The organism is Pelagibacterium sediminicola (genome assembly GCF_003390885.1).
Lineage (GTDB): Bacteria > Pseudomonadota > Alphaproteobacteria > Rhizobiales > Devosiaceae > Pelagibacterium > Pelagibacterium sediminicola.
Map to the genome: position 1 here is coordinate 612372 of NZ_QMEL01000002.1, position 14165 is coordinate 626536.

A 14165-nucleotide genomic window follows, 5' to 3' on the forward strand; every position below is an offset into this window, starting at 1 on the left:
GGATGGCCGAGGACCAGAGCGGGGCCCGGTGCATCGGAAGGTTCAGAATGCTTTTTCCAAAGCCGAGAGTAAAGTCCGCACATGCGGGGCAAAATTTCGGGAACGTTTAACGCAGAGTTCCGTCACGTAATGCTCGTTCTCAATATCGACGATCGGTATGAAGCACAGACTGGTGGAGTGGGACAAATGAATGGATTGGGCGAGAGGAAGAACACCTAAAAGATCGGTTGCCTCCGTCATTCGCCGGATGAATTCGAGCGAGTTGGACTCGAACGCCATGTTCATACTCAGATTCTGCCGCAGGATTTCCTCTTCGATCAAACGCCTTATCCCAAAACCTCTGCCGGGAAGAATGCTCGGAAAGCCCGATATTTCCTTTAAGGTGACTTGCCTGTTGTTTGCCAGCGGGTGATTGCCTTTGAGGCAGGCTGCGATGTGGCCCGGCCGCCGCTTGATCACCTCAATCTCGGGGCGCATCGGAATTCCGAATACAATCCCGATATCGACGGTCTCGCCCATGAGAGCTTCGGAGACGTGCTGAGCATCGAGGATGTCAATCGAAACCTTGACCAAGGGGAAGCGTTTGTAGAACTGAGCACAGGCATCGGCGAGCGTGGCGTTGGCCGCGCCCTCGACCGAGGCAATCCGCACATTGCCCCGCTGAAGACCCCTGAGATTGTCTATATCGTTCTGTACCTCAGAAATAGTCTGGAACAGGGTTCTGATTTTGACCGCCAAAATCTCGCCCGCTTCCGTCAGCCTGACGCCGCGGACGCTGCGGTCCAGCAGGTCTGCGCCTAGGTCGTGTTCGAGGTTCTGGATTTGCCTGCTGATGGCCGACGCCGCCACGTTAAGCCGTTCTGACGCCTTGCGGATCGAGCCGCTCTGCATGACTTCGTCGAAATATCGCAGCGCTTGAAAATTCATCTGCTCCCCCGAAAATTTTGTGACAGAGTGAATAGGTGCACTAATTTTGGCAACATAAATGTGCCAAATTTGTTCTTTTTTTGCGAGCGATCTTTGTTCTAAGCTTGGACGTCCAAATGGTCCGACCTTTTTCGTCGCGCCAGTTTTATTGAGAAGAAAGCAGATATGCCTAAGCAAGTCATTTATTGCGAGAACGTTGCCACGCCGCGCGCCCCTCACTGTCATGCCACAAAGATTGGTGGTCTGGTTTTCGTGTCGGGCACGACCCCGTTCGCAAAAGATCGCAGTATTTCGGTGGGGAATTTTGCGGATCAGATGCGGCAGACCATGGCCAACCTTTCCAGTATTCTCGCCGACTCCGGATCCTCCCTGGATAAGGTCGTGAAGGTGAACGTCTTTCTTGATAGGGTTTCCGATTTTCAAGAAATGAATGAAATCTATAAAGAGTTCTTCGGCGCCGACCCCCAGACATGGCCAGCGCGCACCACCGTGCAGGCGCGGTTGCCGGTAAAGGACTTTCTGCTCGAGATCGAGTGCGTGGCAGAGGCAATCTGATGGGTGTCGAGGCCAGACTTAAAGAACTTGGCATCGTTCTTCCCAACCCGCCTGTCGTCAAGGCGGCGCCGCACCTGGTGCCGGCGGTGCTGAGTGGAGATCTGCTGTTCTGCCAGGGGGCCTTGGGTCATGTGAACGGCCAATTCCCCTACCTCGGCAAGGTCGGCGGCGCGGTCACCGAGGAGCAGGCCAGGGAGTCGGCCCGTCTTTGCGCCATAAACCATCTGGCTCAGGCCAAGGCGGTGATCAGCGACCTCAACCGCATCAGCCGGGTGGTTCAGTTGACGTGCTACACCAATGGAGTGCCGGGCTTCGAGCGCGCGCCCTATGTCACCAACGGGGCCTCGGATCTGTTCGTGGAGGTGTTCGGGCCGGAGCGCGCGGCGATGGCGCGGGTCAGCCTGAGCGTGCCCGATCTCATCTATACGGCACCATGCGAGACGGTCTGCATCTTTGAGGTTTCAAGACAATAAGACGCGCGCCAAGCGCGCTTTCAGAGCACATTAGGCTATTCAAGAACATAAGGGATGAACATGAAGCGCAGTATTTTCACAGCAACGCTGGTCGCCGCGACGGCCCTGAGCGCAAACACCGTCCACGCCCAGCAGCAGGATGCAAGCCTGTCTCTGGCAGGGGCGCAGTCCTCCGCCTATGTGCTTGGGGGCGGGCTGGCCGAAGTCATCAATGCCCAAAGCGACATCGTCTCGCTGTCGGCGCAAACCTCCCAAGGGTTCAGCGCCAATATCCGCCTGGTCAACGCGGGTGATGCCGATTTCGGTCTTGCCGCGGCGCCGACATTTTATGAGGCGCTTCGCGGTGTGGGCGAGTTCAACGAGAAGTACGGCGATATTCGGGCGGTCACCGGTGTCTGGCCCGCCTTCCTCCATTGCGTCGCATATGCCGATTCCGGCATCGACAGCGTGGCTGATCTTGAAGGGAAGCGGATCAGCGTGGGCCTGCCGGCAACGAGCGGAGCGGTCGTGACCCAGACCCTGCTGGAGGCGGCGGGGCTGTGGGACAAGATCCAGCCCGTCTACCAAAATCCCAGCCAAAGCGCAGACGGTATGCGCGATGGCAAGCTGGATGTGATGTGCGCTAACAGCGGCGGGGCCTTCCCGGCTTTCGTCGGTTTGGCGAGCGGCGGCCAACTCAAGCTCATCCCTTGGGATCAGAATGTTCTCGAACAGGCAGCAGAGTCCATTCCGGGCCGCAGCGTGGGGGTGATCACGGCGGGTACCTATAGCTGGCAGTCCGAGGATGCCCCTTCTATTGGTCACTGGACTTTCCTTTTCGCCAACAAGGACGTTCCCGCTCCCATGGTAGCCGATATGCTCGATATCATGCTCTCGGAGGCGGGTCGCGCCACGCTGTTGACCTATGGTGAGGGCTGGAAAGACATCCCGGATGGACCGCTGGACGATGTTCTGGTTTCCGTGGGGCTGCCGTTTCACGATGGCGCCGTCGATTATTGGGCGGGCAAAGGGATGATGCTCCCCGAGATCGCCAACGTCGCCGACCAATAACCCGGTCTTCGGATCGCCCAAGGGCAGTGCCCTCCTTCAGAGATGCAGCGCCAATTTATGGATAACGCCTAAATGACATCTGTCGTGCAGACCCAACGTCCATCGATATGGCGCCAGATATTTGCCCCCGATATGCCCGATCAGCGGGTTTTGTCGGGGGCGAACAAGTGGCTGGTCTCGCTCGTTGCCATCAGTTTTGCGCTGTTTTACATCCATGCCGCGTTACGTTTTGTCGATGCCTCGCTTTTTCTTTCCACCTTTATCGGCTTTACCGGATTTCTCACGTTCCTGATCTATCCGGCGACGTCCCGCTCCCCCAAGGATCGGCCCAGCCTGCTCGACTGGGTCCTGGCTTTGGCCACGCTGGCCTTCTCGGTCTACTATGTCGTTTCGTATATGGACCGGCTGATGAATGCGGGGGGAAGCGTCGGGGCAGTGGAGGCCGGTTTCAGCGCCGTGGCGGTTATCGTTTGCCTCGAAATGTGCCGCCGGCTGCTCGGACCCATTCTGCCGACAATCGCTCTCGTTCTGATCGCGTACAATTTCTGGGGACCCTACTTCCCTTCTATGATTGCCCATAATGGCATTTCGCCGGAACGCTTTGTCAGCTACGCGTTTAGCGAGGAAGGCATTTTCGGGGTCGTGACCTCGACATTCGCGACCTACGTCTTCTTGTTCATCGTCTTCGGCACCTTCCTGCAAACCTCCAGTATCGGCCAGATGTTCATCGACCTGGCCTTCTCGCTTTTCGGGCGGAGCAGAGGGGGGGCGGGCAAGGTCGCGGTCGTCGCCAGCGGCCTGATCGGTAGCGTTCTGGGCAGTGGGGCCGGCAATGTGGTGGTGACCGGATCGATCACTATACCGCTCATGAAAAAGCACGGCTTCAAGCCGACTTATGCCGGAGGAATCGAATCCGTCGCCTCCCTGGGCGGCCACCTCATGCCGCCCATCATGGGAGGTACGGCATTCGTGGTCGCCGCCTTTACGCGAACCGATTATGCGACGATCCTAGCCATCTCGGTCGTGCCGGCCATTCTCTATTATCTGTCGCTCTTCATGAGCGTCCACTTTCATGCCGCCAAGCACGGTATCGGAGGCCTCAACGCCGAAGAACTGCCCGAATTCTGGACGGTGCTGAAAAGGGATTGGATTCTGCTCATCCCCGTCATCCTGCTCATCGCCATGTTGGCCTGGGGTTATTCGGCCTATTTTTCCGCCGTGGTGTCGACGCTGTCGATCATCGTCGTCAAGTTCCTGCGCTCGCCCAGAGATTTCCGCATCGGCTGGATTTTCTCGACACTCGAACAGGCGGCCAAGAGTTCGCTCATGGTCGGGGTGACGGGTGGGATCATGGGCGTGGTGCTCGCCGGTATGCTGCTTCCCGGTCTCGTGCTCAAATTCTCGTCTCTGATTCTGTCGTTTTCGTTCGGATTGCTGCCATTGCTGATCGTCCTCATCATCCTGATCAGCTATCTGTTCGGCATGGGCATGACCGTTCTGGCCTCCTACATCATCCTTTCGATCGTCGCCCAGCCGGCAATGCTCGAGTTCGGCATTCCACTGCTGACCATTCACATGATGCTGCTCTGGATCAGCCAGGACGCCTCGATCACCCCGCCCTTCTGCATCAACTCGTTTGTGGCAGCGAACATAGCCAAGGCCAATCCCATGAAGACCGGCATGGTTTCGGTGATGTTGGGCAAGCCGCTCTATATCATTCCGGTTCTCTTCGTTTACACGCCGATGCTCATGGATGGTCCGTGGGGCGAGATTATTGCGACCTGGGTTAGTAGCGCATTGGGATTTGTCGCCCTTGCCGCCGCGCTGGAAGGTTACATGAAGAAAAGCATGTCCGTCCCCGAAAGGCTTGCCGTAGTCGTAGCTTCCGTTCTCCTTTTCTGGCCCGGTCTTCTATTCGATCTCGCGGGCTTGTTTGTATTGGCCGCCGTTTATCTCGTTCAGCGGCGCGCCAATGCCGCACCGGTACCGAAAACATCCTGAAAGTTGGAGTTGGAAATGAAACTCGCCCGTCTGGGGATTCCCGGAGCCGAAAAGCCCGCCATATTACTCGATAACGGACGCTATGCTGACTTGTCGAGCCTCGTCGACGACATTTCGTGTGGAAGCTTGCTTCCCGAGGGGCTGGCCCGCGTGAAAGAGGCCGATCTGGCCGCGCTGCCGCTTCTCGAGGAAGGCTTGCGAATCGGTCCCTGTGTGGGGCAGATTCAGAAATTCATATGCGTTGGCCTCAACTATTTCGAACATGCTAAAGAAACCGGCCTTCCAGTGCCCCAGGAGCCGATTCTGTTCCAGAAGGCGACCAGCGCAATTTCCGGCCCGAACGATCCCATAATCATGCCACCCAGGTCGACGGGAACCGACTACGAGGTCGAGTTGGGTATTGTGATCGGCCGGCCCGCAAAATACGTTTCCGAAAATGAGGCTGCCGACCATATCGCTGGATATTGCCTGGTCAACGATGTCTCGGAGCGCAATTATCAGAAGTATCGCGGCGGGCAGTGGACCAAGGGAAAATCGGCGGACAGCTTCGGGCCGATCGGCCCCTGGCTGGTGACGTCCGACGAAATAGACGATCCCGACGCCTTGTCCATGTGGCTCGATGTCAACGGCGAACGCCGCCAGCAGGCGACGACGGCCGACATGATCTTCAATTCCCGCTTCCTCGTCCATTACGTTTCCCAGTTCATGACGCTCCAGACCGGCGACGTCATCGCCACCGGAACGCCGTCCGGCATCGGTTCGGCCATCAAGCCCGCGCCCGTGTTTCTCAAGCATGGCGACACGGTGACACTATCGATCGAGGGTCTGGGGACGCAGACTCAAAACGTCCTGGCATACGAACGCTCATGACCGCTCAGCATCTGAGGGCTGACATATGCGTCGTTGGCGGGGGTTTGGTGGGGCTGGCCACCGCCCTCAAATGCCTCCAATCCCGACCGGATCTGTCCGTGGTGGTGCTAGAAAAGGAAACCGAGACGGCCTTGCACCAATCGGGACGCAACAGCGGCGTCATTCATGCCGGCGTCTATTACACGCCGGGCAGTCGCAAGGCGGAGTTCTGCCGCAAGGGCCTGGTGCAGACAAAAGCATTCTGCACCGAGCACGGTGTGAAATGGGATGAATGCGGAAAGCTGATTGTCGCGACCGACCGGAGAGAACTCCAGCGCGTCGATGCACTTTACGAACGTGGCGTGACCAATGGCGTGCCCCTCGAAAGGATCGATGCGAAACGGCTTACCGATCTCGAGCCCCATGTTCGCGGCGCCGGGGGCCTGTTGAGTCCCGAAACCGGCATCGCGGATTATCGGGGCATGGCCGAGGCCATGGTGCGCGTCATCACCGAATGCGGCGGCCAGCTCGTCTGCGGGGCCACAGTTACCGCGATGCGGGAAACGGCGGGGGGCGTGCAGGTCAGTTCGTCGCGGATAACGGTCAATGCCGGGTACGTAGTCGTCTGCGCCGGATTGCAGGCCGATCGCCTGGCGCGGATCGCGGGCCTGAAACCTGATTTCCGCATCGTGCCGTTTCGGGGCGAATATTTTCAGTTGCCGCCGGAGCGGAACCGGATCGTCAAGCATCTGATCTATCCGGCGCCCGATCCCTCAGTACCGTTTCTGGGCATTCATCTCACCCGGATGATCGATGGAAGCGTTACGGTGGGCCCAAACGCAAGGGTGGCATTCGCGCGCGAATCCTATGGAAAGCTCGATTTCAATTTCACCGATACGCTGGATTTCGGTCTGTTTCCGGGCTTCTGGAAGTTTGTCGGCAAGCACATGTCGTCCGCTGCCCATGAGATGCGGGTTTCGCTTATTAGAAAAGCTTATCTGCGCGAGGTCAATAAATACTGTCCCGAACTCACCCTGGACGACCTTCGTCCGTACAGGGCCGGCCATCGCGCGCAGGCGATTGATCTTTCGGGGGCGCCAATTGAGGATTTCCATTTTCTTGAAACCGAGCGGATGATTCATGTGTGCAACGCGCCATCTCCGGCGGCGACCTCGGCATTGCCCATCGGCGAGGACATTGCCGGCAAGGTGCTGAACCGATTTTCTAGGAGCTAGACCATGCAACAGGACGACATGGCCCTCTCGGGCAAGACCGCGCTCGTTATGGGTGCCAGTCGCGGAATCGGCCGTTCGATCGCAATCGGGCTTGCCGAGGCAGGTGCGAAGGTTGCGGGGTTTGCAAGGACCACCCAAGCGCTTGGGGCCGTCGGGAAAGACATCGCGGCGCTGGGCGGCGGATTTCTGCCGCTTTGCGGTGATGCAACCGATTCGTCGAGCGTCTCGGCTGGGGTCGAAGCCGCCGACCGGGCGCTGGGCGGAATAGACGTACTGGTAAACTGCGTCGGTGGAGCGCTGGCCCGCGCCATCGCGGACATGAGCGACGAGGACTGGCACTCCGCGCTGGATCTCAATCTCAGCTCGGTCTTTTATGCGTGCCGTGCCGTGGCGCCGGTCATGAAGCGGAAAGGGCGGGGCTCGATCGTCAATATCGCTTCGAGCGCGGCGTTGCGCGGACGTCCCGGCCTATCGAGCTATTCGGCCTCCAAGGCGGCGGTGATCAACCTGACAAAGGCCATGGCACTGGAATGGGCCGGGGACGGCATTCGCGCCAACGCCATCTGCCCGGGACGTTTTTTGACGGACGCGACGGCGGGCCGCATGAACGATCCCGAGCAGTATCGGGACTTCATCAAGCTCGTTCCGCTTGGCCGCATCGGGCAGCCAGACGAACTCAAATCCATCGCGGTGTGGCTGGCAAGCGATGCTTCGGCGTTTGCCACGGGAATGGAGCTAGTCATCGACGGCGGCCAGACACTACGGTAGCCCGCAGTGATCAATATCCGCACGCCCACGTTCTACCCGGCGGCAGCCAATATCGAACGACTCGATACCATCACAGACAAGCGTACATCGGAAGGCATGTATGCACTCTGACTGCAGTAGAGCATCCCGGCGATTCGCATCGCCAATGTGGTGTCCTCTGCACTCAATCTGCCCGAAGGCACAATGATCAATAAATTACCCGTGGGGCCGGCCAACCAACCTTGGTAGTTCCTGCAATTGGTCGCTGCGGCTACGCCCTGGAAACAGCCAGCCATGGGGAAGCATCACGCCGCGTCGCTTTCCTTCGCGCCACCACAGGCGCAAAAGCTCCAGTAGTCGCGGCCAGAGCATGGCGTTGCGGTCCTTGCGTCCCTTCCGCTGTTCGACATGGATCAACATGCGGGTCGAGTCAATAATGAGATGCGCTACCTCTGAGACACGCGGGCCCGCGCCATAAGCGCCCCCAGTGCGGCCTTGTACTTGTTGCCCAGAGCTGCCTCGAGCAGACGTGCGGCTTCTTCCACGCTCAGAACCTCGGGCAGTTTGTGCGGATTGCGGGTGATCACCAGAGTGCGCGACATATCTCGCCGGTTCAGTGTCACCGTGAACAGAAAGCGCAGCGCGGAAACCGTGCTGTCGATCGTCGCCGGACCCACGCCAGTCTCATGCTGATGCAGTTGGTAATGCCGGATGTCTTTGGCGGTCGCGCTGTCGGGAGGGCGCCCGAAGAAGGCAGCAAAGTTCCGGACGTGCCGAACACAATCCTGCTGCGTGTGGGCGCCCGGGCCCCGCATCACCATATCTTGCTGCATGCGTTGACGCAGCGGTGTGATCGGGACATTGCGTGATAGGTCGTCATCGTGAGTTCCTCCTGTTGAAAGGAAGTCCATGCTCGGACCCCAGCATCTAGCTGCCCAGAGCCTCAGACGAATCCATCAAGTCTCACCACGCGCGTCCCTCCCGCAAAGCGGGTTCGTGCATGGGGGCGCAACGCAGTCCTTCGACTTGGAAGTGCATCTAAAATTATCTTCTAATTTCAAAGGTATACGAGTTCGCAGTTCTATTCTGACCGGCGCGCCAATTTTTCTCAGGAAATTGAGTTATTTATGATGATCGCTGGTTCGCCTCAGGTCGCGGTTCTGCGCTCAGGTCGCCACGGCATGGCAAATTGGGGTGGCTAAGAACGCGGGATCAATCCTCCCACTCCACATAGAGTTCGCCGCCCGTATGCTCCACTGCGCACAAAATGTGGTCAGGATTCAATCTGTAATCGACATCGCTCGTGCCAAAGTACCGTTTAGCGCCTATGCCCGATCGATGTTACGAAGGCGGCATTACTTACTCCAAGCACGATTCAAAATGGTATCTACGATCGGATCGGGTATCGAAGCGAATCGACGCTGACAGCCGCGGGCGCGAAAGTATTGGAGGATTTCGTATAAGGCGAACGTGACAGCATCACGTAATCGCAGTCGTGCAACGCTAGCGCTGAGTATAGGTCGGAGAGTTTCGTGCGAATGCGATCCGCTACCTGCATCTTTAACGCCTCCCGGAAGGGCGACAAGATCGGACAGGCCTTGGGTCTGCTCGATCCGGCCCTGGGCGAAACTTGATTTTCTCGACCACATAGCCAACCTACAGAGGATGCTCTTCGGTCAGGGCGGCATTGCCAGGCTTCTCACCGAGTTGATAGTGCGCCATGCGCTCGGCCGCGATGGCCGATTCCAGATCAGCACGACGCTTGGCAAGGATTGCTTCAAGGCCCGCCCACGCCACCGCCACCGGGCGCATCGGGCCAGCCTCCGGTCATCGAAACCGGAGAGTGCACTGGTGAGCATAGATTATTCCTCGATATTTAATGTCAGCGGTTGTGGTTTTCCTCGCCTCCCGCTCGCTCGTGTGCTCCATGCTGGCTGCCTGCACGGCGCCCACATCGCGCGAGTCGCGGCGCGACCACACCTCAAATCAAGGATGTAACTGTAATGCTAAATGAAAGCGGTAGCCGCCGCCCATAGGCCGAACCCGATTAACACGATGCCTGACAGGCGCGAGGTCCATATAGCGAACGTCTCGGGTACGCGGTGCCGGGCGAGGGCGACCCCACCGCTGAGGAACGCCCACCACAGCACCGATCCGGTAAAAACACCCGCGACGACGAGAGCGGCATTGATGCCGCCGGTTGCCGATGCCAGGCCCAGGCCGGCAAAGAGCGCGGCGAAGGAGAGGATCGTCATGGGGTTGGTGATGGTCAGCAGGAATGTCGCCACGGTGGTATCCAACAGGTCACGGGCGGAAATCGTTGCCGCCGACCGAGGTGGTTTCGGCGTCATGCTCTTCCAGCCCAGCCACAGCATGAAGGCTCCGCCGACAAGGCGTAGCGGCGTGTCGATCATGCCGAGCACGTTCGAAAACGCGGCGAAACCCAGCGCGGCAAGTGCCGCATAGACTCCGTCCGCCAAGGCCGTTCCGAGTCCGCCAGCGACACCGGCGGCAAAGCCCCGCTCCAGCGTGCGGTTGATGCATAGCGCGCCGATCGGTCCGAGCGGCGCGGCAATGGCCAGCCCGAGGAACAGGCTTTTGACAAAAAGCATAGGGTCCATCAGGAGTTGTCTTTCTGTACCAGGGCTCCGGCGACCGGTGAGGACAATGCGATTACCGTCTCGCTGCGGCCAAGAAATTTCTGCGCCTTGAGATCGGCCAGAAATCCCTCGATTTCCGGGGGGGAACCAACGCGGATCTTGACGAGATAGGACCAGCGGCCCGTGACGTGGTGGCATTCGAGGATCGCCGCCTGTGCGGCGGCATACCGCCGGAACGCACTCTCGTCGGCATCCTCGTGCAAGGCGATCCAGACATAGACCAGCGTTTCTAGCCCCATGGCGGCGGGGTCAAGTTCCACCGTGAAGCGGCGGATCGTGCCCTGGGCGGTCAGGCGGCGGATGCGCTCGTTGACGCTCGATGGGGACAGGTTGACGTTCCCGCCGATGTCGGCCAACGAGCGCCGGGCATCCGCGGACAAGAAGCTGATAATTTTGCGGTCTATATCATCCATGGCCGTAATATGTGTGGGAATATATAAGATATCAATAATAATTTTTATATTTATGGAGATTTTCCGCAAAATAAGCGAGGAAAGGGCGCGCCCCGGGTTGGCCCTAGCATAAAAACTGCACGCTCCCTGTTCAAACGAACGGGGCCGCCGACCGTGAGCAAAGCTATACTCTGGACCAAACAGCAGGAGGAAATGCTCTTGGCCATTTTTTCGACCATGCAAAGGGCGAGCGTGCCCCTTCTGGCTTGTCTGCTGGCCTTGCCGACATTGGCCGCCGAGCCGGGCGGGCTGGTTACCGGCAGTTTTGGCGATCAGCCGCTGGAACTGACCGTTGCTCCTGAATTGTCCGGCGTGACGATCATCGGCAGCTACGTCGATGCCTCTTTCTTTGCCGCACTGATGGAGGGAGAACAGGGACCGGTCAATCTGGAACTGACGATCAGTGGTGAATTGCCCGCACCCGCCGAGGTAGCGCTGACGATCACTTTCGCCCGCGACATGGGTCGGAGCTGGAGCGGCGATCAGGACAGCCTGGCACTGACACTGGATGAATTCGCCCCGGACGCCGGGATCGTCGTCTTGAGTGGTACGCTCACCGGACAGGTCAGCGGAGGCCCGGCATCTGAAAGCCGGCCCGTCACCTTCAGCTTCGACGCCCGGCTTGAAGAGCTTGACTGAGATGGCCGGAGCGCTCCTTGCCCGAGCCACGGCCCTCTTGATCGCCGCAGCAACGTCAGTATTGGCCGATGAACCGCCCAACCCGGTTTGCCGCGCCGACATTCACCGCGCGGGTAATTTCGACCTGCGCCAGATCGGTCCGTTGATCGCGGGAACCTGGGCCGAATCCGCCATCGGCGCGAGTGTGGCTATAGGCGCTCAAAAGAGCACCTTTGAGATCATCTACGATCAGAACCGCAACCGCCTCTATCTGGGTGCGGACGGCATTCAGACCGAACTGGTGCCAGTTCGAGGGGGCAACAAGCCGCTGCGTTATGACTTCGTGCATGGCAAGGCGATGGACCCGCAGTTCCATATGATGGTTCCAGAGCCCCCCGAATGGGCGCTGGTTCATGACTGCGAGATCGCCTCGGCCCCGCAATTCGAATGGCAGTTCGGCACCGGCGAACGGCGCTCGGATGGGATCATCAGTTTTCTTTCGGCCAGCGAGGCCATGGGAACGAAACGCAATTCCGCGCGGGGCGTCCGCGAACAGTTGATAAGTCGGTAGAATGAGTGATGAAGATGTTGCTTCCGCCTGTCCTGTTCTTCGACACTGCTGCCCCGGTTGGCGAAAACCTCAATTGGCAGGTGCTGCGTCAGGATGACGATCTAGAAATGGTACAGATCATGCTGGTCGCCCGGCGTCTCAAGGCGGCCCTTTTCAAGATCACAGACGGTCGGCAGCCCGATCCCGAATGGGATGCAGGGCTGGAGCAGACGCCTTCGTATTTTTACAAGCTGAAAGAGTGTGCCGGCACCCGTTTCGGGACCGCACGCCATGGAGAACCGCATGAAACCCTTCGTGACCGCTGGACTTGCCGTACTGACGCTCGGTCTTGCACCCGCCCTTTCCGCCCAGGAGCGGCCTAACACGATCCTCGTCCTGGACGCCTCAGGCTCGATGTGGGGCCAGATCGACGGGGTCAACAAGATCACCATGGCCCGCGATGTGGTGGCAGGCATCCTGTCCGATTTCCCCGCCGACCAGAACCTTGGTTTCGTCACCTACGGCCACCGTGAGCGTGGGCAGTGTTCGGATATCGAGACTCTCGTCGCGCCCGCACCGGGCACCGCGCCCGACATCATCAGGATCGTAAACGAACTGAACCCGCGCGGCATGACCCCCATGACCGATGCCGTCATCGCCGCCGCAGAGGCGCTGCGCCATACCGAACAGGCAGCGACCGTGATTCTCGTTTCCGACGGCATCGAGACCTGCAACCCCGACCCCTGCGCCGCTGCCCGCGCGCTGGAAGCGGCGGGAGTGGATTTCACCGCCCATGTCATCGGCTTCGATGTCCGAGGTGAAGCCGAGGCGCTGATGCAGATGCAGTGCATGGCCGAAGAGACCGGCGGCCGCTTCCTGACCGCCGACAATGCCCAGGAACTGACCGAGGCCCTGCGCGAGGTCACCGCCGTGCCGGCTTTGGAAACGTTCACCTTCACAGCGAATCTCGGCGGTGAGGAGATCGGCGACCAGACAGTGTGGGACCGGCCGTCAACGCCGCTGGACCTCCCTCTTCTGCCCGGCGAGGTGATCTGGGAGATATCGGACACCGCGTTCAACAAGGTGCGGACGGGCGCTGCGAACCCCTTCGTCGTGGATCTGCCCTTTGGCGACTATATCGTGACGGTTCATTCGACGGCGCAGGACGACTTTTCGCAGAGCGAGACCCGTCTGGCTTCGGACAGCATGCGCAATATCCATGCGATTTTCCCGCCCGTAGAACCGGATCTGCCAACGGCGCAGGTCAGCGTTCCCGCGCAGGTCGTCGTCGGGTCGGCTTTCGCGGTGAGCTGGGAGGGCGAGGATCTGCACCCACGCGACTATGTCACCATCGTGCCCGCCGGAGCCGAAGACGGCGCCTATGGCGACTATGACCGGCTCGATAACCAGGCCGAGGGCGATCTTCGTGCTCCGGCCGAGCCGGGTCTTTACGAGGTACGCCTGCAACTCGACTCCGGCGGCCGCGTTCTGGCCCGCGCGCCCATCGAGGTGGTCGATGCCAAGGTCGCCGTCTCCGCCCCGGCGCAGGTCGTCGTCGGATCGGCCTTCCCCGTCACCTGGCAGGCCGAGGGGCTGCACCCGCGCGACTATGTCACCATCGTGCCCGCCGGAGCCGAAGACGGCGCCTATGGCGACTATGACCGGCTCGATAACCAGGCCGAGGGCGATCTTCGTGCTCCGGCCGAGCCGGGTCTTTACGAGGTGCGCCTGCAACTCGACTCCGGCGGCCGCGTTCTGGCCCGCGCGCCCATCGAGGTGGTCGATGCCAAGGTTGCCGTCTCCGCCCCGGCGCAGGTCGTCGTCGGATCGGCCTTCCCCGTCACCTGGCAGGCCGAGGGGCTGCACCCGCGCGACTATGTCACCATCGTGCCCGCCGGAGCCGAAGACGGCACCTATGGCGACTATGACCGGCTCGATAACCAGGCCGAGGGCGATCTTCGTGCTCCGGCCGAGCCGGGTCTTTACGAGGTGCGCCTGCAACTCGACTCCGGCGGCCGCGTTCTGGCCCGCGCGCCCATCGAGGTGGT

General features: G+C 59.9%; 16 protein-coding genes. 11 read left to right on the plus strand and 5 right to left on the minus strand.

Translation table 11 applies throughout. The features are described 5' to 3' along the window. Nucleotides 1–42: 42 nt before the first annotated feature. On the minus strand, nt 43–927 hold the full coding sequence (locus DQG18_RS06160; protein ID WP_198669672.1) for a LysR family transcriptional regulator: 885 nt from the start codon (nt 925–927) through the stop codon (nt 43–45). 165 nt (nt 928–1092) lie between these two features. Between DQG18_RS06160 and DQG18_RS06165 the strand changes: the two genes are divergently transcribed. From DQG18_RS06165 to DQG18_RS06195, 7 genes are all read left to right on the plus strand, one after another. Beyond that, nucleotides 1093–1482, plus strand: coding sequence for a RidA family protein (locus DQG18_RS06165; protein WP_116653399.1), 390 nt, complete (start codon nt 1093–1095; stop codon nt 1480–1482). Continuing rightward, nucleotides 1482–1955, plus strand: coding sequence for a RidA family protein (locus DQG18_RS06170; protein ID WP_157970029.1), 474 nt, complete (start codon nt 1482–1484; stop codon nt 1953–1955). Before DQG18_RS06165 ends, DQG18_RS06170 begins: the two co-directional genes overlap by 1 nt. Before the next feature lie 60 nt (nt 1956–2015). Next, complete coding sequence (locus DQG18_RS06175) at nt 2016–3005, plus strand: TAXI family TRAP transporter solute-binding subunit (protein ID WP_157970030.1); 990 nt, start codon at nt 2016–2018, stop codon at nt 3003–3005. 72 nt (nt 3006–3077) lie between these two features. Beyond that, nucleotides 3078–5006: a TRAP transporter permease gene (locus DQG18_RS06180; RefSeq protein ID WP_116653340.1), complete on the plus strand. Its 1929-nt coding sequence runs from the start codon at nt 3078–3080 to the stop codon at nt 5004–5006. A 15-nt stretch (nt 5007–5021) separates the two neighbouring features. Continuing rightward, nucleotides 5022–5876 (plus strand): fumarylacetoacetate hydrolase family protein, encoded by an 855-nt coding sequence (locus DQG18_RS06185; protein WP_116653341.1) that lies wholly within the window; start codon nt 5022–5024, stop codon nt 5874–5876. Further along, the gene (gene lhgO / locus DQG18_RS06190) at nt 5873–7090 is read left to right on the plus strand and encodes an L-2-hydroxyglutarate oxidase (RefSeq protein WP_198669673.1); all 1218 of its coding nucleotides are present in this window, start codon (nt 5873–5875) and stop codon (nt 7088–7090) included. The genes DQG18_RS06185 and lhgO overlap by 4 nt, the downstream gene beginning before the upstream one ends. A gap of 3 nt (nt 7091–7093) precedes the next feature. Continuing rightward, on the plus strand, nt 7094–7858 hold the full coding sequence (locus DQG18_RS06195; protein ID WP_116653342.1) for an SDR family NAD(P)-dependent oxidoreductase: 765 nt from the start codon (nt 7094–7096) through the stop codon (nt 7856–7858). A 425-nt stretch (nt 7859–8283) separates the two neighbouring features. Here the strand turns inward: DQG18_RS06195 and DQG18_RS06200 are convergent, their stop codons facing one another. From DQG18_RS06200 to DQG18_RS06210, 4 genes are all read right to left on the minus strand, one after another. Further along, the gene (locus tag DQG18_RS06200) at nt 8284–8748 is read right to left on the minus strand and encodes a phage integrase N-terminal SAM-like domain-containing protein (RefSeq protein ID WP_245958381.1); all 465 of its coding nucleotides are present in this window, start codon (nt 8746–8748) and stop codon (nt 8284–8286) included. Nucleotides 8749–9493: 745 nt separating this feature from the next. Next, nucleotides 9494–9649, minus strand: coding sequence for a hypothetical protein (locus DQG18_RS16005; protein WP_157970031.1), 156 nt, complete (start codon nt 9647–9649; stop codon nt 9494–9496). A gap of 194 nt (nt 9650–9843) precedes the next feature. Continuing rightward, a complete protein-coding gene (locus DQG18_RS06205) occupies nt 9844–10458 on the minus strand; it encodes a LysE family translocator (RefSeq protein ID WP_116653343.1) in 615 nt (204 codons plus the stop codon). Further along, nucleotides 10458–10910: an Lrp/AsnC family transcriptional regulator gene (locus DQG18_RS06210; RefSeq protein WP_116653344.1), complete on the minus strand. Its 453-nt coding sequence runs from the start codon at nt 10908–10910 to the stop codon at nt 10458–10460. Before DQG18_RS06210 ends, DQG18_RS06205 begins: the two co-directional genes overlap by 1 nt. A 198-nt stretch (nt 10911–11108) precedes the next feature. Between DQG18_RS06210 and DQG18_RS06215 the strand changes: the two genes are divergently transcribed. The 4 genes from DQG18_RS06215 to DQG18_RS06230 all read left to right on the plus strand — a co-directional run. After that, entirely contained in the window at nt 11109–11588 is a 480-nt protein-coding gene (locus DQG18_RS06215) for a hypothetical protein (protein WP_157970032.1), read from the plus strand. 1 nt (nt 11589) lies between these two features. Next, on the plus strand, nt 11590–12138 hold the full coding sequence (locus DQG18_RS06220; RefSeq protein WP_116653346.1) for a hypothetical protein: 549 nt from the start codon (nt 11590–11592) through the stop codon (nt 12136–12138). 8 nt (nt 12139–12146) lie between these two features. Beyond that, complete coding sequence (locus tag DQG18_RS06225; RefSeq protein WP_116653347.1) at nt 12147–12500, plus strand: hypothetical protein; 354 nt, start codon at nt 12147–12149, stop codon at nt 12498–12500. Next, the coding region (locus DQG18_RS06230; protein WP_198669674.1) for a VWA domain-containing protein at nt 12421–14165 on the plus strand (1745 nt) is incomplete at its 3' end. The genes DQG18_RS06225 and DQG18_RS06230, both read left to right, overlap by 80 nt.